We start from the raw sequence: 19,213 nt of genomic DNA, 5'->3' as shown, positions 1-19,213 counted from the left end.
CTTACTCATGTATCACCATAATCGGCACATTACTATGATAAGCTAGTTTCTTAGTCGCACTGCTATGAAACAATCCTTCAAACAATCCATGTTTTTTTGGAATGGTAATGATGAGGCCGATCATTTTTTCCAGAGTTACAATGTTGACAGCTTCTACAAAGTTGTTATTGTTTTCAAATAGGTATTCGGGTTGATAACCGTATAGAAGTGTATCCAACATCAAACTTTCAAAAGGCGTATCTGCAGACCACTGTTTATTTTCATGATCAACATGTAACACAAACAATTTGGCACCAGTAGTATCCAATATATTTTTGATGGGTTGAACCGGGGTAGTTTCTACTACTTTTTTAAAATCACAGGCAAGCATTACTTCTTCAATTTTGGTAAACACTGCTTGTGGAGGAACAATGATGACCGGCACAGTTCCATTTTCTGCAACACTCAAAGTATTACTACCGATCAACTTCTCTTCCAATAAACCTGCACCTGTAATACCCATTACAATTAATGCGGCCCCCGTTTCGTGACAGATATCATCTAGTCCATCTCCTAAATGGTCATACCGCGCCAACGTAGACACTTTAATACCGGGCTCACAAAATGGACATACAACTGATTTAAAATGCGCTAAGGCTTTTTCACTACTCTCTCTCAAAGTATCAATATCCGGCATTACCACGGTTGGAACCATGGGATCAATATTCACAGGTGCCTGATAACCATGGTATAAGATCACTTCTTCAGCGCATAATTGTTCGACCAGCTTGAACGCATACAATGCGGCATTTTTTGCTGTAGCAGAGAAATCGGTAGGAACAAGAATCTTTTTCATAACGCTTATTTATAGTATAAAGCTACTCAGCCATTGATGCATAAAAAATGACATTGGTCAGTAAATCTTATTTTCTTTTTAATCATGCAGAAATGCCGTTTATCAACCCTAATATGCTGATCATGTAGCCTTAACAAATTCATTTACACCGCACAAATACCTTCGCGGACGAAATTCTAAGCAATGAAAACTGTTTTTCGATTTGTATGGGTCATCATAACAACTATCAGTGTTTTTGCAAGTTGTAAAACACTATCCTTTACGGAAAAGACCATTTTGGCTGAAATACCCGTACAGTATTATTCAAAATCCATCGTCGTAGTAGATGCAGGTGAAGTATACACACCCGGACTCGCCATCACTAAAAAAAGAGAAGAAGTAGTAACACAGATCAAACGTAAATATTTTTCCAATCTACCGGATGTGTTGAGAAAAGATCTGCAGATGACTGTGTTTACTGACACTTCTTTAACAGATGGCGAAAAGGCATTGTTACTTCAAAACGATAATAATGTGCGTGCAAAAATCATGGAGCAATACAAGGCGAATATTGTCATCATCTTACAGAATTATGAAGGTGGTTTTAGTCAGGATGAAATACAACGTTCCAGAAATAATGATGGGTCTGTTAATAAACAAGCTACTTACTCTGTTTTCTTCAATACCAATATAACGATCATACAAGGCGACCAACTGTATCGCAAACGAATTACTGCCAGTACATATCATCTCAAAGACAAGTACTCAGCGGACTCTTTGCACGCGGCCCCGGCTACGAAGCCAACAAAAAAGACATTGCTGCCATGGCCGATAGAAATGCTACTTATGTATCAGGATTGTTTAGAGATAGAAAGGGGCTTGTGAATGGTAGAGGGGAGTTTGTAGAGAAAGTTGATGGTCGATAGTCCATGGTTCATGGTAGATCCAAGAATTTTCCTAAACCATGGACTATCGACTATTGACTATTGACTAATCAAAGGTTCTCAATAATCCCCGCAATCCCCTGTCCACCACCCACACAAGCGGTTACCATACCGTATTTTTTATTGAGGCGTTTCATGTCGTTCAATAATTGCACGGTGAGTTTACATCCTGTGCATCCTAATGGATGTCCGAGTGCAATGGCGCCGCCATTGATGTTTACGATATCAGGATTTAAACCCAGTTCTCTGATCACTGCCAGTGATTGTGAAGCAAAAGCTTCATTGAGTTCAATCAAATCGATATCATTCTGACTCATGCCGGCTTGCTTCAATACTTTTGGTATCGCAGCAACAGGACCAATACCCATGATACGTGGATGTACACCTGCAGAAGCACAATTCACCAATCTACCGATAGGTTTCAATCCCAATTCTACCACCATGCGTTCACTCATCACGATCACAAATGCAGCACCGTCACTGGTTTGAGAAGAGTTGCCGGCAGTAACACTTCCCCCCATGGCAAATGCGGGTTTTAATTTTCCGAGCGCTTCAATATTGGTGTCAGCACGTACGCCTTCGTCGGTATCTACTACATAAGAGCGTACTGCTTTTTTCCCTTTTTCATTTAAATAAGTTTCTTCAACCGTAATAGGTAAAATGCCGGGTTTGAAATATCCATTCTCAATGGCTTGCATCGCTTTTTGATGCGACTGATAAGCAAAGGCATCCTGATCTTCACGGCTTACTTTGAATTCTTTGGCCACTGCTTCTGCGGTTAAACCCATGCTCAGGTAATAATCAGGTTCGTCTTTTGCGATGGAATAAGCTGGAACCGTTTTCCAACCTGCTGTTGGAACCAAACTCATACTCTCTGTACCACCGGCAATAATACAATCCGCCATACCGGTTCTGATCTTTGCAGTAGCAAGCGCAATGCTTTCCAATCCACTCGCACAATAACGATTGATGGTAAATCCGGCCACATCAATACCCAATGCACGGGCAGAAATAATTCTTCCAAACTGTAAACCTTGTTCTGCTTCAGGAACGGCATTACCCACGATCACATCATCCACTCTCTTTGCTTCCAATTGTGGCACGGCAGCCATCAGCCCTTTGATGACTTCAACGGCCAGATCATCCGGACGAAAAAATCTGAATCCGCCACGTTTACTTTTGGTCACAGCCGTTCTGTATCCGGCAACGATATAAGCTTCCTGCATAAACTCGATTTTACCTATCAAATGTAGGGAATTTTTCAAAAAAAGTTGTTTATGCAACCAAATTTAACGCAGACCGGTTCTTCCTACCGAAATCAAATGCCCCTTATCTTCGCAGCACCATGATCTACCCGCTTATCAGACAATTGCTTTTTTGTTTCCCACCTGAAGATGTACATTATTTTTCGATGGATATTTTGCATAGTATCTGTTCTGTACAGCCATTGAAAAAACTGATTACCGGATCCTTTTCCCCCAAACAAACCGGATTGGGGAAAGAGGTATTTGGATTGCATTTCCCGAATCCGGTGGGTTTGGGTGCCGGCTTTGATAAAAATGCTTTGTATCTGAACGAATTAGAAGCTTTGGGATTTGGGTTTGTAGAGATCGGAACGGTTACGCCACTACCCCAACCCGGTAATGACAAACCCCGACTTTTTCGATTACCTGCAGATCATGCATTGATCAACCGTATGGGTTTTAATAATTATGGAGCAAAAGCCATTGCAGGCAGATTGGAAATGCACAAGAAAAAACAGTCATCACTGATCGTCGGAGGAAATATTGGAAAGAACAAAGTAACAGCCAATGAAGATGCCTGGAAAGATTACCTGACCTGTTTTGATATTTTACACAATGGGGTCGATTATTTTGTAGTGAATGTAAGTTCACCCAATACGCCAGGACTGAGAGAATTGCAAGAAAAAGATTCCTTAAAGAAAATATTTAGTGAACTACAAAACAGTAATCAAGGAAAAGCAAATCCAAAACCACTCTTATTGAAAATTGCACCGGATCTTACCAAAGAGCAATTGGATGATATTGTAGCGTTGGCATTTGAAGTAAAACTTGATGGACTCGTTGCTACCAATACCACCATTAGCAGAGAACAACTTCAAACCACTGCATCAATCATTCAAAAAATAGGTGCTGGTGGATTGAGTGGTAAGCCTGTACAACAACGATCGACAGAAGTGGTACAATATCTTTCAGAACAAACCGGAAAACAGATTCCCATTATTGCCAGTGGTGGAATTTTTACGGGTGCAGATGCGAAAGAAAAAATGGATGCAGGCGCCAGTCTCGTTCAGGTATGGACCGGATTTGTGTATGAAGGTCCAAGTATTGTGAAACAAATTTGTAAGCATTTATAAATCATTTATGGAACATCTATTGACATCAGAGAGTTTGATCAGTTTTTTGATCCTTGTTGTTTTAGAAGTGGTATTGGGAATTGATAATGTGATTTTCGTGAGTATCATCATGAATCGCATGGATAAAAAACATCAGCCACGTGCCCGAATGTTATGGATGATCATGGGCATGAGCACCCGAATAATTTTATTATTTGGATTGGGATGGTTATTGGCGCAAAAAGGGAAACCGGTGTTTAGCGCATGGGGTAAGGATTTTGATCTGGCAAGTCTGGTGATGTTAGCAGGAGGATTATTTTTATTGTATAAAACAGTTCGTGAAATACATCATAAGCTGGAAGGTGATGAGGAAGCTTTACATGGTGGTAATGCAAAGAAGTTAGGTTTTGCAGCTGCTGTATTTCAAATCATGCTGATTGATATGGTATTCAGTTTTGATAGCATCATTACCGCCGGTGGTACCGCCAAACATATTGAAATCATGATAGCAGCGGTGGTGGTGGCAATGATTGTAATGTTTTTATTTAGTACCAATATTTCCAATTTCATTCACAAACATCCTACCTTAAAAATGTTGGCATTGTCATTTTTGGTGATGATTGGATTTGTATTGATCGTAGAAGGTTGGGATAGTGTGAATGCACATGAGTTACACCTCAAAAATTATGTGTACTTCGCGATGGCATTTTCATTTGTTGTGGAATTATTGAATATGCGTTTACGTAAAAAATATGTAAAACCGGTTGAACTACGCTCACCAGTTGTTCCGGAACAAAATGATCGTGATTCGGATATGGCTCACTAATCGTTCCTTATAGAAAAACAGCCATATTTGTTTTGATCTGTTTACTTTTAATCTCAAAGTGCTTTTATGAAAGAGGAACAAAAACATCTGGATACGCTTCAGGATATCAAGCAGATCATGGATCGAAGCAGTCGGTTCATCAGTTTAAGCGGACTCAGTGGTATTGCCGCAGGACTCTGCGCTTTGGGAGCTGTAAGCTATGTTTGGCCGCTGTGGAATACCTCTTTGGGTAGCAGTATTGAGGAATCCAATCCGGTTTTACTGATTTTAGATAGTCAACAGAAAGCACGTCTTTTAGTAACGGGTATTACTTGTTTTATTAGCTCCTTTATTTTTGCCGTTATTTTTACCTGGTTCAGAACCAAAAAAACATATGCTTCTCTTTGGAATAGTACGGTTCGCAAACTCGTCATGAATACAGGTATTCCTTTTGTTGCAGGTGCAATTCTCGTTGTGTATTTAATGAATTGGAATTTAACCGGATTGATCGCCCCGGTATGTCTTATTTTTTACGGTTTAGCTTTATTGAGCGGAAGTAAATACACCGTTTCTGAAATACGTTGGTTAGGTATCAGTGAATTGTTACTCGGGTTATTGACACTTCAATTCTTACAGTATGGCATTATCGCTTGGGGAATTGGATTTGGATTGCTGCATATCATTTATGGGGCATTGATGTGGTGGAAATATGAAAGAGTATGAAAAATCCGATTGAACAATTAAATAAAGTTTTTGATAGTCGTGTGCGACTGGGTATCATGAGTGCTGTGATGGTAAATGATGAAGTGAATTTCAATGAACTGAAAGAACTGATACAGGTTACGGATGGAAACCTCGCTAGTCATCTCAAAACACTCGAAGAAAATGGATACCTCCTGGTGAAAAAAGGTTTTATTGGTAGGAAGACCAACACTACCTATGCCATTACAAAATCAGGAGAGAAAGCATTCAAAGCACATATCGATGCTTTGGAAAAAATGATCAAGGGGTTACATTGAATTGATCTTTATATCATCACTTTGCATAAAACAAAAGCCCCGCAGAACGGGGCTTTAGATATAAGCAAGCAATCGAAAAGAGACTATCCATTGAGAACCTCTCGGGAGATGACCAGCTTCTGGATCTCTGAAGTTCCTTCTCCAATAGTACACAATTTTGCGTCACGATAGTACTTTTCTACCGGAAAATCTTTTGTATAACCATAACCACCGAATATTTGGATGGCTTCAGTAGCTGTTTTTACCGCTACTTCACTGGCATAATATTTAGCCATGGCCCCTTCCTTGGTTACTTTCTGTCCGCGATTTTTCAGGTCACAAGCCTGCCAGATGAGTAAGTCAGACGCCATGATCTCTGTAGCCATATCTGCCAGTTTGAAGCTGATGCCCTGAAAATTACTGATGGGTTGATCAAACTGATAGCGCTCTTTTGAGTATTTAGTGGCTGCTTCATAAGCCCCTTTGGCGATTCCGGCAGATAAAGCTGCAATGGATATTCTACCGCCATCCAGGATTTTCATCGCCTGTCTGAATCCGTCACCCACTTCACCCAAACGATTTGCATCCGAAATGCGGCAGTTTTCAAAGATCATCTCTGCTGTTTCACTGGCGCGCATACCCAATTTGTTTTCTTTTTTTCCGGCTGAAAATCCGGGGGTACCTCTTTCTACTACGAATGCAGTTGAATTACCGCTGGTTCTGGGCTCACCGGTTCTGCATATGACCACCGCTACATCGCCGCTTTTACCATGCGTGATCCAGCTTTTGGTACCATTCAATATCCAATCATTCCCGTCTTTTACAGCTACCGTTTTCATGTTTCCTGCATCACTGCCTGTATTGGGTTCTGTAAGTCCCCAAGCACCGATCCATTCAGCAGTAGCCAATTTCGGTAACCACTTCTTTTTTTGCTCTTCATTTCCAAAGGAAAGAATATGATTGGTACACAGTGAATTATGCGCTGCTAAACTCAGTCCGACAGATCCGCACACTTTTGATATTTCTTGAATAATGGCGTTGTATTCAAAGTATCCCAATCCTGCCCCACCATACTGCTCAGGTACCAATACCCCCATCAATCCAAGCTTCCCCATTTCTTTGAACACGTTTACAGGAAATTCCTGACTTTCATCCCAGTCCATCACATGAGGAAGAATATACTGTTGAGCAAAATCCCGTGCTGTTTGCGCTACCTGTTCTGTTAGTTCTGTTGGTTGGAAATGCATATATGATACTTTTTAAATAGACGAAGGTTGCCTAACTAAGCAATCGTTAACTAAGGCAACCTTCTGAAAACAAACTACTGTTTGTTAGTTTTCAATGCAAAAGAAATGCTTTTTGCTATCCCCTCCAAAAATGGTTTAAGGGTTAACATTTTTTTATTCGATGAAGAAAATGGCTTTAAATCGTCCAATCCATTCAGGTTTGAATCCGGGTATTGCTAATAATTCCTCTATTTCTGTGAACAAGCCATTTTCCTGACGCCAGCGAACAATATCTTTTGCGATCCCCATCGGAATGCCCGTTTTGACTACCAGTTGATACGCCGACGCACGGTTCAAGGGCATTTTTTGCAGGCTTGATTCATGAATCTGTAAATATGGATCAAGTTTTGTCAATAGACTATCGCTCAACCCAAAAATGGATCTCAATTCTTCTTTGGTACCGAATCCATGGGATTTTTCGCGGTATTTGATGATTCTCTCCGCCAACACATGTCCAATCCCCGGTAGAGATTTCCAGGCCTCTGCATCAGCTGTATTGATATCAATCGGGTATATCGAACGTATTGTCTTTTCAAAGACCTTTTCTCGATGCCGGATGCTGACATAAGGAATCAAACGGTTGGCCAATGATGGCGACATGCCCCATATTTTCCGCAGATCTTCTGCTTTGCGAAACCGTCCGCCTTTACTGAGATAATTCCTGATGCGCTTTGCTACTGCTACAGGTACACCCATTCTTTGCCATTCCGCTTCATCTAACAGATTGGGATCAAAAGGATACATAGTTGTGTTGATGGGGTTGGTTGCTGCAGCCACTAGTTCTTGGTTCAGCATCTCCTTCCATTTTGCTCCCTCTTTGGTCATAGTAGATACATCGGGCAATGGTTTCGGCGGTATCAGGTACGGGAGTAATAACAAACCTAGTGCAAATAGACATGCAGCTAGAATGCCGACTCGTTCCTTTTTACTGAAATGATCGTAAGCATGAAATTTCTTTTGCATACAATGGATTTGATTGTATGCCTTTCTTTCTGCTATACATGAACTTGTAATCCATCATACGCTAACTGTATATGTGATGGAAGTTCTTTATTGATTTGCTCGTGTAAGCCTAACTGATGACTAATATGCGTAAAATATACTTGGGGCACCGCCAGTTCCTGTGCTAAAGCAACTGCCTCATCCAGCGTAAAATGCGAAAGATGATTTTCTTTTCTTAGCGCATTCAGCACCAGTATTTTTGAACCACGTATTTTTTCTTTCTCGGATGCTTCAATTCTGTTAGCATCTGTAATATAGGTAAAATCACCAAACCGAAAACCAAAAACGGGCATCTTATAATGCCATACTTCTATCGGTAAAACAGGAATATCACCAACAAAAAAAGGATGTTCATCGATGGTGATCAAATTCAACTCCGGCACCCCAGGATATCGAGTATCAGAAAATGCGTAATAATAATCCCTGCGCAATGCCTCTTCGGTTAGTGTATTGGCATAAATATCCATGGGCTTTTTAGTGAAGTAATTGTATGCACGGATATCATCCAATCCGGCCAAATGATCTTTATGCGGATGGGTATATACAACAGCATCCAGTCTTCGATTATTGATACGCAACATCTGATACCGAAAATCGGGTGTTGTATCTACCACCAAAGAGGTTTGTGGAGATTGAATGAGTACACTACTTCTTAAACGATTATCATTGGGATCAGTAGAAGTACAGACTTCACAATCACAACCAATCATGGGTACACCACTACTGGTTCCTGTTCCCAAAAATGTTATGGTAAGAGACGGAATGTGCACAGATCAAATCTATGGAAATATGGGCAGACAAGGTATGCGTATTTTCCGTAAAAAATTAAGCCTCGGTAGCAGATTTTTTAACTACTTCTTCATAGAGTTTTTGTGACTCCAAAGTCAGCTTGTCAAAATCAATCTGTAATTGTGGAATGATTTCCATCAATGTATTGATCCTTCCTTCAATATTCAGGAATTTATTCAGTACTACGATACGCTTGGCTTCCAATAAACACCATCCGCTTTGAAAAGTGCCTCTCTCATATCGCACAACATACTCTGATTCACCCAGTATGTCTTCCAATTTGTCTAAAGTAGTTTGTGTGTATTTCATCCTGCTAATCGGTCATTAAATCATGAAACAATAACTCAGCAAATGTAAGATTCGAGGCTTGTTTGGAAGGGGGTGTTGGGGATTAGTTATTCACATTCAGCTGCTAGCTTTGCGCTGCAAGCATCAATCTGCCGGCTACAAGCTGCAAGTATATTGAATAGATGATGCTCCGACAGCAAACTTTGGAACCTGCAGCCTGCGGCTTGAAGCTTGTAGCTTGCAGCTATTTACTCACCATCTTAATAATCGGCACAATCATTTCCTCAAGACTGATGCCACCATGTTGGAAGGTGTTTTTGTAATAATTCACATAATGATTATAGTTATTGGGGTAACATAAAAAACCATCTTCTTTCGCGAAAATATAGGATGAATTTACATTGGGTACCGGAAGCCCTGCTTCCTTAGGGTCTTTGAATGCCAATACATCTCTAGGCTCAAAATTCAGGTTACGACCATGTTTGTATCTGAGATTGGTAGTAGTTTGTTTATCGCCTATGACTTTATGCGGTGTTTTTACTCGAACACTACCATGATCGGTAGCCAATACTACTTTAATAGATTTATCCGCAATTTTCTTCAAAGCTTGATGCAAGGGACTATGCTCAAACCAGCTTTTGGTTAAACTTCTATAACTCGTTTCATCACTTGCTAACTCTTTCAATACTTCCATTTCAGTTCTGGCATGACTGAGCATATCCACAAAATTGTATACGATCACATTCAGGTCGTTCTGTAACAGATTATGGATATTATTCACGAGTTGTTGTCCGTCGTTATGATTCAAAATCTTATGATAACTGATTTTGAGATCCTCTTTTTTCAAACGTTTTAACTGTGCACGGAAAAAAGTTTCTTCTTCATTATTTTTCCCGCCTTCCTCTTCATCATTTTTCCAAAGTTGAGGAAATTGTTTTTCGATATCTATCGGCATCAAACCTGCAAAGATGGCGTTGCGACAGTATTGTGTAGCGGTTGGAAGAATAGAGTAAAAGGTTTCTTCTTCTAATATCCGAAAGCTTTCTGCAAAAATGGGTTGGATGGCTTTCCATTGATCAAAGCGAAGATTATCTATGAGAATAAAAAAAAGTGGTGTTCCTTTCTCTACATGCGGCAGTACTTTAAACTTAAACAGCTGATGACTCATAATAGGAGACGCTGCGGAAGAAGGTGATACCCAGGATGCATAATGTTTACTGATAAATTTGAAGAACTCTGTATTGGCTTCTTGTTTTTGTGCATGAAACACTTCGCGCATTTCCGGACTATCGCTCTTTTCCATTTCCAGCTCCCAGTAAACGAGTTTTTTATAGATCTCCATCCACTGGTTGTAATCCGGATTATCATTCAATGCCATGAACAATTCCCGAAACTGTTGCTGATACGCTGTGGTAGTTGTTTCTGCCACCAATCTTTTATTATCAATGATTTTTTTTAAGCTCAGTAATACCTGATTGGGATTTACCGGTTTGATCAAATAATCACTGATTTGTCTACCAATCGCCTCATTCATCAAGTTCTCTGTTTCATTTTTGGTGATGAGCACCACCGGAATATTACTATTCACTTCTTTGATCCGAACCAAGGTCTCCAATCCGGTGATACCGGGCATGGTTTCATCCATCAACACCACATCTACCTGTTCATTTTTTACAAATTCGATGGCATCAAATCCGTTGGTAAGTGTAGTTACTGCATATCCTTTCTGTTCCAAAAACAATTTTTGCGACTGAAGGCTTTCGATCTCATCGTCGACCCATAAAATGTTGGCTAATGGCATATCCTATTTTGACTGATTACATGAAATCAACCATTGCGGTTGTATTCAACTGTTAAAATAAAGAAATAAATACGGTTTGTGTAACAGTAAAGAATAGGCGGAGTTATTGTTGCGTTTATAAGGCTTAACCGCCGTAAATCTATTTCATTCTGTTTGATCGGGTATCTATTTGTATTTTTGCCAACTGTCTTAATAACCGATTTAACAAATCACCAACAGGTATGGCTGATCTGAAGAGAAAAATCATCAATGACCCGGTCTATGGTTTTATTACCATCAATCATCCATTGATATTTGACATCATAGCCCACCCTTATTACCAACGTTTGCGTCGCATCAAACAAATGGCGATGGCTCAATTGGTGTATCCGGGTGCAGTACATACCCGATTGCATCACTCATTGGGTGCTTATCATTTGATGGGCAATGCAGTGAATGAACTCAGGAGTAAAGGCATTGATATTACCGTCGATGAAGAGATAGCTGTAAAAGCAGCTATCCTTTTGCATGATGTTGGACATGGACCTTTCTCACATGCGCTGGAGCAAGTAGTGGTTCAAGGTGTACACCACGAACAACTATCCTTACAAATCATGGAGAAAATGAACAGAGACCTGAACGGACAGCTATCATTAGCCATTGCCATTTTTACAGATCAATACCACAAACCTTTTTTGCATCAGTTGATCAGTGGTCAGTTGGATGTTGACAGAATGGATTATCTGAGTCGCGATAGTTTTTTTTGCGGCGTCAGTGAGGGTGTAATTGGTTATGACCGTATCCTCAAAATGCTGATGGTACATGAAGGACAATTGATGATAGAGGAAAAAGGGATTTACAGTGTCGAGAAATTTTTGGTGGCAAGAAGACAGATGTACTGGCAAGTTTATCTCCATAAAACGGTATTGGCAGCTGAAAAGATGCTGGTAAAAATATTGGAACGTGTTCGGGAAATTTATCAACCTACTGATACGGCTTTACAAACACAATCTGCCATCGATTTTTTTCTGGGAGGATTTGCTGGTCATATGAATGATGATACACTGGATTTGTTTTGTTCTTTGGATGATCATGATATCATGCATGCTTTAAAAAGATGGTCGAAACATCCGGATGCTATTCTTTCTTTATTGTGTACACGTTTTTTAAACAGACAATTGTACAAGTCTAGAATTCAGGCAGAACCATTTGATCCTACATGGGTAAAAGCGAAAGAAAAAGAAGTAGCAGAAAAGTTTGGCATTGGACTTGCACCTATTCACTACTTGTGTTTTACGGGTGAGGCAACCAATACGTTGTATCAAACCGTAGATGAAAGGATCAATATTTTGTTCAGAGATCAGACCATAAAAGACATATCCCAAGTGGATAACGCCCTGATCCACCAAAACCTTTCAGCACCGGTTAAAAAAAATTACATTTGTTTATTGACTTGACAATAGTCCATAGTCAATGGTCCATGGACTATGGACTATGGACTAAACCTAAACTCCACCATATGCAATTTACCGCCGCGCAGATCGCCATGATGATCAATGGCCAACTGGAAGGTGATGCCCAGGTTACCGTTTCTTCCTTTGGAAAAATTGAAGAGGCTGTTGATGGACAAATTTCTTTTTTAGCAAATCCGAAATACGAAGAATATTTATACAATACCAAAGCATCTGTAATTATCATCAACCAGCAATTGGTTCTAAAAAAGCCTGTAACAAATACATTGATCAGAGTACCTGATGCTTATACCGGTTTTGCTAGATTACTGACCATGTATCAGCAAATGAAGACCATGCAGTTACAAGGCATTCAGCAACCCAGTTATATTCATAGCTCTGCTAAATTGGGAGAAGATGTTTTTGTAGGCGCATTCGCATACCTAGATGAAGGGGTTGATATTGGTGTGAACGTAAAAATATTTCCCGGCGCAGTTTTGGGTAAGGATGTGAAGGTTGGACATAATACGATCATTCATGCAGGCGTAAAGATCTATCACGGTTGTGTCATCGGAAATAATGTGATCATACATGCTGGAGCTGTTATTGGTAGTGATGGTTTTGGTTTTGCACCACAGGCTGATGGCAGTTTTCAAAAAGTTCCACAGATCGGTAATGTGGTAATTGAAGATGAAGTAGAAATTGGTGCCAATACTACCATTGACCGTGCAACGATGGGTTCTACCATTATTAAAATGGGGGCTAAAATTGATAACCTGGTGCAGATTGCTCACAATGTAGAAGTAGGATGTAATACCGTGATTGCAGCGCAAACTGGTGTGAGTGGAAGTACCAAAATTGGGAAGTCGGTAATGATTGGCGGACAAACAGGTATCGCCGGACATATCACTATTGCCGATGGCAGTAAGATCAACGGACAAAGCGGTATCACAAAAAGTGTCAAAGAATCCAATCGAACATTAACAGGTACTCCTGCCGATGATTTTACCCGTTTCTTCCGGGCTCAGGCACAACTCAGGAATTTGCCGGATCTTGAAAAAAGGGTTAAAGAACTTGAAAAAATCCTCGCACAAGTCTTATCTGAGCGGGTAAATGCATCATAATCACCCATTAACCACCCTGAAATCTTATTTTTGCACTATATTTCTAAGCAGGGAATCACTGAACAGTGATTGAACCAGTTATCAAATGAGATAATCTGACCGGAAAAACAGTATAGCATGGACAATCTTTTCAACCCAGACAAACAACATACCCTCAGCAGTGCGGTAAGCATCAGCGGTACAGGTTTACATACCGGCGTATTGGTAGATATGACCCTAAAGCCGGCGAATCCGGGTTTTGGTATTCAGTTTCAACGTATTGACTTGGCGGCACAGCCCATCATCAAAGCCGATTGTGATTTGGTGACTGATACGAGTAGAGGAACGACGCTTCAGGTGGGAGACGCCAAAGTGAGCACGGTAGAACATGTATTGGCTGCCCTCGTTGGTATGGGTGTTGATAATGTACTGATTGAATTGAATGGACCTGAGATACCCATTATGGACGGAAGCTCTGCACCTTTTATTGAATTGATTGCATCAGCAGGTGTAGTTGAACAGGAAGCAGCAAAAGCTTGGTACAGCCTGGATGAAAATATCTATCATTACGATGAAGCCAAAAGAGTAGAGATGGTAGCTTTACCATCACTCGATTATCAAATTACTACACTGATTGATTTTAATAGTCCTGTATTGGGCACACAACATGCCGGATTAAAAACCATCAAAGATTTCAGAGCAGAAATTGCTCCATGCCGAACTTTCTGTTTTCTTCATGAACTGGAAGCATTGCTGGATAATGATCTCATCAAAGGTGGGGATATCAATAATGCCATCGTAGTGGTAGACAAACCGGTTACAGATGAGGAGATGGAGAGACTTGCAAAAGTGTTTAAGCGTGATAAAATTGAAGTGAAGAGCGAAGGCTATCTCAATAACCTTGAATTACGTTTCCCCAATGAACCCGCTCGACACAAATTATTGGATGTAGTAGGTGATTTGGCCTTGATTGGTTATCCAATTAAAGCCAGAATTATTGCTAATCGTCCGGGGCATAGCAGCAATGTTGAGTTTGCTAAAAAAATCAAACAGTATATCAAGAAGAATAAGCATGTGAAGGATGTTCCGGTCTATGATCCTACCATGCCTCCTATTTTTCCTCTTGAAAAAATTGAAAAAACATTACCACATCGTCACCCATTCTTGTTGGTTGATAAAATCATTGAGCTTACCGACACTCATATTGTTGGGGTAAAAAATGTAACATTCAACGAATGGTTCTTCCCGGGTCACTTCCCCGGAAATCCTGTGATGCCGGGCGTTTTACAAATTGAAGCTTTGGCGCAAACCGGTGGTATTCTTTGTATCAACTCTATGCCGGAAGGACAATATGATACTTACTTCCTGAAAATTGATAACTGTAAATTCAAACAAATGGTTCGTCCGGGTGACACCATGCTTTTAAAAATGGAGTTTACAGGGCCCATCCGCAGAGGTATCTGTGAAATGAGAGGTACTGTTTATGTAGGAGGTAAAGTAGCTACCGAGGCCGACCTTGTTGCACAAATTGTAAAAAGATCCTAATCCCTAACAACTTATTATCTACAACCGAATCCGCAAATAATGACACATCCGTATACCTATATAGATCCCAATGCAAGGGTTGCACCCAATGTCAAAATTGATCCCTTCACTGTTATACACGGTGATGTTCAAATTGGAGAAGGCACTTGGATTGGCAGTAATGTAACCATCATGGATGGAACACGTATCGGTAAAAACTGTCGCGTATTCCCCGGTGCAGTATTAGGTGCAATTCCTCAGGATTTAAAATTTGCGGGTGAAAGAACTACGGTTGAGATTGGAGACAATACTACCATCCGTGAATTTGTTACCATCAATCGCGGTACTACCGACAGATGGAAAACAAAAGTGGGTGATAACTGTCTGATCATGGCTTATAGCCATATTGCGCATGATTGCTTGATTGGAGACAATTGTATTCTGAGTAATAGTGTTCAATTAGCCGGTCACGTTGTAATGGGCGATTGGGCATGGATCGCCGGTGTGAGTGCGGTTCACCAATTCGTTACCATTGGACAACACGCTTATATTGCGGGAGGTAGCTTGGTAAGTAAAGATGTGCCCCCTTATATCAAAGCTGTAAGAAATCCATTGAGCTATGGTGGTGTGAATAGTGTAGGATTGAAAAGAAGAGGATTTGAACTGGAGAAAATCAATCATATTCTCGACATCTACAGGATTATCTTTAATAAAGGCATGAATACTTCACAAGCATTGGAGTTTATTGAAGAAGAGTTGACCGCCAGCGATGAAAGAGACGAGATCGTTACCTTTATTCGTGAAAGTGGTCGTGGTATCATCAAACGTTTTGTAAAAGGTGGTGGCGACGAAGATTAATTCATTACACCTATTCTTCCATTCATTAATTCATAAGGATACATGCTGATCGAACTCTCGGATGCTGGAAAAAGATTCAACCGGGAATGGATATTTCGTGGCATTCACTATCGTTTTGAACCCGGAAAAAAAATTGCACTAACAGGTCCAAATGGAAGTGGTAAAAGCACTTTACTACAAGTTTTGGCAGGAAGTATGAATTTGAGTGAAGGGAATATCAACTGGACAATCCATCAGCAATCCATTGAAGCAGATCGTGTGTTCAAATATCTTTCTATTGCAGCGCCCTATCTAGAGCTCATTGAAGAAATGACAGCTGTTGAATTCCTAAATTTTCATCGTTCTTTCAAACCGCTTCTCAATAATATTTCGATTGAAGAAATATTACAGATCATTGGATTGGAAAAAGCGTCTCAAAAACAAATTCGCTATTTCAGTAGTGGTATGAAACAAAGAATAAAATTGGCACAGGCTATTTTTAGTGATTGTCCTTTACTGTTGTTGGATGAGCCCTGTACCAATTTAGATGAGAATGGTTATATCTTATACCGCCATTTGATTGATACTTATACCAAAGACAAAACCATTATTGTGAGTAGTAATGATGTGAATGAATATGGCTTCTGCACGGATAAAATCTATGTGCCCGATCATAAATGAGATGAACTATTTCATCCATTGAAAGAAAAAAGTACTACCCTCTCCCTTTGTAGAGTCGACCCATATTCTACCACCTTGCTCTTCAACAATAATTTTTAGGAGATTTAAACCAATACCTGTACTGCTGTCGCGGGTAGAAGTGTTATCTGTGATCTCAAACAAACGAAAGATACGTGAGCGATCTTCTTCAGCAATACCCGGACCGTTATCTCTTACAAAAAATTCATAATGATTATCCCTGTCTGTATACCCTATTTCTATACGTCCGTTTGCCTTATCATTGTATTTGATGGCATTACTGATTAAGTTCTGAAATACCTGCTCAAGTTTTACTCTTCTTGTTCGGAATATGGGTAATGTTTGAAGGATCTGAATTTGGATATGTTTAGGGGGAAATAAAAGTGCAGCTAATTCTTCTACCATCGAATGGGTATTGGTCTCTTCCACCGTTTGCTGTGATAAACTGGTGGTTGAATATTCCAGCAAAGCCATGATCATTTCTGATAACCTACTTGTAGCCTGATATACCATACCTAGATTTTCACTGCTTTCAGCATCTGCTTTTATGTAGGGATCATTCTTGATCAATTCCAGCATCATGATAACAGATGACAATGGAGATTTTAAATCATGAGATACGATGTATACAAATTTCTCCAACTGCTTATTAATCCTATCTAATTCTGTCAGTGCCGTTTTAAGTCGATACTGATTAAAATACAGCTGTTCAAATACATTCACTTTTGCTCGAACCACATTGATATCAAGTGGTTTTTGGAGATAATCAACGGCTCCTTCTGCAAAGCCTTTCAAAACGTATTGCTCTTCCCGACTCAATGCTGTTACAAAAATGATAGAAATATCTTTTGTGCGTGGATTGGATTTCAGGATTCTGGCTACTTCAAATCCATCCATTTCCGGCATTTGTACATCCAGCATAATCAAACCAATATGATCATGTTTTAATACTTGTTTTAAAGCCTCATTCCCTGAATTAGCTTTGAGAAATTGTCGACCCTGCTTTATCAATATCTCTTCCAGTGACAACAGATTCTCAGGTCTGTCATCAACCAATAGTATGGTAAAATCATGCTGTTGTATGGGTGGAATATTCATGGGTAGCAGCAATTTAATTATAATTCCTGTAAGAAAGTAATCATCTCCGCTTCAGTCATGATGCGAATATTTTTCTCTAAAGCGATCGCTGAAGAAGGCATAGTTGGATATTGAGCGGAGTTAGGATCTTGCACAATACAATCTGCTCCGATATCTGATAAGTAAGATAAGCCTTCCGCTCCATCGGCATTGGCACCACTTAATAATATGGCTAATACCCTATTCCCATAAGCTCTACCTGCACTCTCAAAACTCACATCAATAGAAGGCCGACTATAATGAACAGCATCAGAATAATCGAGACTGAAGCTATGATCTTCTTCAAAGAGTAAATGATAATTCTGGGGAGCCAAATATATCTTTCCTTTGGTAATCGCTTGTTTATCCTCAGGTTCCGTAATTTTTACAGAACCTGCCTCACGTGTTAATAATTTATCCAACTGACTAACCACATTACGCATTCGATGGATAATCAATACTACCGGAATATGTTGATTATGGGTTAGTGCTTTAAGCAAAGAGATGCATACAGGAATGCTTCCCGCTGAACCACCAATGACAATCATATCATATCTAGGTGATGACATCATTTAGCTTTTTTTCCTGAAAATTTTGACACTACCATCTACAACTGAGTATTTAGATCTGTATTCGGAAAATAATAGACTCTCTTTCATCCCCAATCCAATAAACCCTAATGAGGATAAACTCTCATGAAACAATTTCAAAACTTTATTCTGCAATTGTTTATTGAAATAGATCATGACATTTCTACAAAGTATGAGTTGGAATTCATTAAATGATCGGTCCGTGACCAGATTATGTTGAAGAAATACTACTCGCTCTCTGATTTCTCGATGAATCAGTACATGATCATATAAAGCAGTATAATAATCTGAAAAATCACCTGTACAACCTGATTGCTGGTAATTAAGTGTATACTCGCGCATATGTGTCATAGGTAACACACCTGTTCTCGCTTTTTCAAGATAAGAGGCATTGATATCTGTAGCATAAATGCGCGTCCGATGCAACAATCCAGCTTCATACAGCAGGATACACAAAGAAAACACTTCTTCGCCTGTTGAACATCCTGCATGCCAGATATTGATCTGTGGATAGGTGGCCAATACGGGTAGTACTTTTTCGCGAATAGATTTATAAAAACCGGGATCTCTAAACATCTCGGTCACATTCACCGTAATGGTTTCAAGAAAGGAATGAAAAACAGAAGTGTCGCCTGCTAACAGTTGTATGAGTTGTTGCCCATCAGTGACCCCTTGCACATCCATAAATTTATAGATACGTCGTAGCAAGGAAGCTTTTGAATATCCTGAAAAATCATACCCATATACATGGTGCAGCAGATGAAGCAGTTGTTCAAAAGCTTGGGTACTAAGTTGCGGTTTGGGGTTGAGTCCGATCACATTGTTCATATA

The 19,213-nt window shown here is 39.9% G+C and carries 20 protein-coding genes; 10 read left to right on the top strand and 10 right to left on the bottom strand.

Annotated elements, in window-relative coordinates; genetic code table 11:
- Position 1: 1 nt before the first annotated feature.
- Entirely contained in the window at positions 2–835 is an 834-nt protein-coding gene (locus tag ACTIEV_RS09790; protein ID WP_322196145.1) for a universal stress protein, read from the bottom strand.
- A 183-nt stretch (positions 836–1,018) separates the two neighbouring features.
- On the opposite strand from ACTIEV_RS09790, the gene ACTIEV_RS09785 reads away from it, so the two are divergent.
- Complete coding sequence (locus ACTIEV_RS09785) at positions 1,019–1,699, top strand: hypothetical protein (RefSeq protein WP_322196146.1); 681 nt, start codon at positions 1,019–1,021, stop codon at positions 1,697–1,699.
- 109 nt (positions 1,700–1,808) lie between these two features.
- Here the strand turns inward: ACTIEV_RS09785 and ACTIEV_RS09780 are convergent, their stop codons facing one another.
- Positions 1,809–3,023, bottom strand: a complete 1,215-nt coding sequence (locus tag ACTIEV_RS09780; protein ID WP_322196147.1) for an acetyl-CoA C-acyltransferase — start codon at positions 3,021–3,023, stop codon at positions 1,809–1,811.
- 80 nt (positions 3,024–3,103) lie between these two features.
- On the opposite strand from ACTIEV_RS09780, the gene ACTIEV_RS09775 reads away from it, so the two are divergent.
- The 4 genes from ACTIEV_RS09775 to ACTIEV_RS09760 all read left to right on the top strand — a co-directional run bounded on the left by ACTIEV_RS09775 (position 3,104) and on the right by ACTIEV_RS09760 (position 5,938).
- Positions 3,104–4,135 carry a quinone-dependent dihydroorotate dehydrogenase gene (locus ACTIEV_RS09775; RefSeq protein ID WP_439516406.1) on the top strand — a complete coding sequence of 344 codons (1,032 nt, stop codon included), beginning with the start codon at positions 3,104–3,106 and terminating at the stop codon, positions 4,133–4,135.
- Between the two features lie 7 nt (positions 4,136–4,142).
- The gene (locus ACTIEV_RS09770; protein WP_439516405.1) at positions 4,143–4,940 is read left to right on the top strand and encodes a TerC family protein; all 798 of its coding nucleotides are present in this window, start codon (positions 4,143–4,145) and stop codon (positions 4,938–4,940) included.
- A gap of 66 nt (positions 4,941–5,006) precedes the next feature.
- Entirely contained in the window at positions 5,007–5,642 is a 636-nt protein-coding gene (locus ACTIEV_RS09765; RefSeq protein WP_439516404.1) for a hypothetical protein, read from the top strand.
- Positions 5,639–5,938 (top strand): winged helix-turn-helix domain-containing protein, encoded by a 300-nt coding sequence (locus ACTIEV_RS09760; protein ID WP_178888130.1) that lies wholly within the window; start codon positions 5,639–5,641, stop codon positions 5,936–5,938. Before ACTIEV_RS09765 ends, ACTIEV_RS09760 begins: the two co-directional genes overlap by 4 nt.
- 83 nt (positions 5,939–6,021) lie before the next feature.
- On the opposite strand, the gene ACTIEV_RS09755 is transcribed toward ACTIEV_RS09760, so the two are convergent.
- From ACTIEV_RS09755 to ACTIEV_RS09735, 5 genes are all read right to left on the bottom strand, one after another.
- The gene (locus ACTIEV_RS09755) at positions 6,022–7,164 is read right to left on the bottom strand and encodes an acyl-CoA dehydrogenase family protein (RefSeq protein WP_439516403.1); all 1,143 of its coding nucleotides are present in this window, start codon (positions 7,162–7,164) and stop codon (positions 6,022–6,024) included.
- 153 nt (positions 7,165–7,317) lie between these two features.
- The gene (locus ACTIEV_RS09750; RefSeq protein WP_439516402.1) at positions 7,318–8,166 is read right to left on the bottom strand and encodes a ComEA family DNA-binding protein; all 849 of its coding nucleotides are present in this window, start codon (positions 8,164–8,166) and stop codon (positions 7,318–7,320) included.
- A 32-nt stretch (positions 8,167–8,198) separates the two neighbouring features.
- Complete coding sequence (locus ACTIEV_RS09745) at positions 8,199–8,945, bottom strand: MBL fold metallo-hydrolase (RefSeq protein WP_439516401.1); 747 nt, start codon at positions 8,943–8,945, stop codon at positions 8,199–8,201.
- Between the two features lie 85 nt (positions 8,946–9,030).
- Positions 9,031–9,303, bottom strand: coding sequence for a hypothetical protein (locus ACTIEV_RS09740; RefSeq protein ID WP_178888133.1), 273 nt, complete (start codon positions 9,301–9,303; stop codon positions 9,031–9,033).
- 223 nt (positions 9,304–9,526) lie between these two features.
- On the bottom strand, positions 9,527–11,083 hold the full coding sequence (locus ACTIEV_RS09735) for a response regulator (protein WP_322196153.1): 1,557 nt from the start codon (positions 11,081–11,083) through the stop codon (positions 9,527–9,529).
- Between the two features lie 221 nt (positions 11,084–11,304).
- Here ACTIEV_RS09735 and ACTIEV_RS09730 point away from each other — a divergent pair, with 221 nt between their 5' ends.
- From ACTIEV_RS09730 to ACTIEV_RS09710, 5 genes are all read left to right on the top strand, one after another.
- Entirely contained in the window at positions 11,305–12,519 is a 1,215-nt protein-coding gene (locus tag ACTIEV_RS09730; RefSeq protein ID WP_322196155.1) for an HD domain-containing protein, read from the top strand.
- 62 nt (positions 12,520–12,581) lie between these two features.
- Positions 12,582–13,637 carry a UDP-3-O-(3-hydroxymyristoyl)glucosamine N-acyltransferase gene (lpxD, locus tag ACTIEV_RS09725; RefSeq protein WP_439516400.1) on the top strand — a complete coding sequence of 352 codons (1,056 nt, stop codon included), beginning with the start codon at positions 12,582–12,584 and terminating at the stop codon, positions 13,635–13,637.
- Between the two features lie 117 nt (positions 13,638–13,754).
- Positions 13,755–15,161: a bifunctional UDP-3-O-[3-hydroxymyristoyl] N-acetylglucosamine deacetylase/3-hydroxyacyl-ACP dehydratase gene (locus tag ACTIEV_RS09720; protein WP_178888137.1), complete on the top strand. Its 1,407-nt coding sequence runs from the start codon at positions 13,755–13,757 to the stop codon at positions 15,159–15,161.
- A gap of 39 nt (positions 15,162–15,200) precedes the next feature.
- A complete protein-coding gene (gene lpxA / locus ACTIEV_RS09715; protein WP_178888138.1) occupies positions 15,201–15,998 on the top strand; it encodes an acyl-ACP--UDP-N-acetylglucosamine O-acyltransferase in 798 nt (265 codons plus the stop codon).
- A 42-nt stretch (positions 15,999–16,040) separates the two neighbouring features.
- Positions 16,041–16,658 (top strand): ABC transporter ATP-binding protein, encoded by a 618-nt coding sequence (locus tag ACTIEV_RS09710; protein WP_322196158.1) that lies wholly within the window; start codon positions 16,041–16,043, stop codon positions 16,656–16,658.
- 6 nt (positions 16,659–16,664) lie between these two features.
- Here ACTIEV_RS09710 and ACTIEV_RS09705 read toward each other — a convergent pair whose 3' ends face one another.
- From ACTIEV_RS09705 to ACTIEV_RS09695, 3 genes are read right to left on the bottom strand one after another with little or no spacing between them, the layout of a single operon-like run.
- Entirely contained in the window at positions 16,665–17,774 is a 1,110-nt protein-coding gene (locus tag ACTIEV_RS09705; RefSeq protein WP_439516399.1) for a sensor histidine kinase, read from the bottom strand.
- Between the two features lie 17 nt (positions 17,775–17,791).
- Positions 17,792–18,361, bottom strand: coding sequence for a chemotaxis protein CheB (locus tag ACTIEV_RS09700; RefSeq protein WP_322196160.1), 570 nt, complete (start codon positions 18,359–18,361; stop codon positions 17,792–17,794).
- Positions 18,362–18,364: 3 nt separating this feature from the next.
- Positions 18,365–19,210, bottom strand: coding sequence for a CheR family methyltransferase (locus ACTIEV_RS09695; RefSeq protein WP_322196161.1), 846 nt, complete (start codon positions 19,208–19,210; stop codon positions 18,365–18,367).
- Between the last annotated feature and the right edge of the window lie 3 nt (positions 19,211–19,213).

It is taken from the genome of Sediminibacterium sp., from assembly GCF_051861365.1.
GTDB lineage: Bacteria > Bacteroidota > Bacteroidia > Chitinophagales > Chitinophagaceae > Sediminibacterium.
Note: the sequence above shows the minus strand (reverse complement) of the source record. Positions and strands in the feature narration are given on the sequence as shown.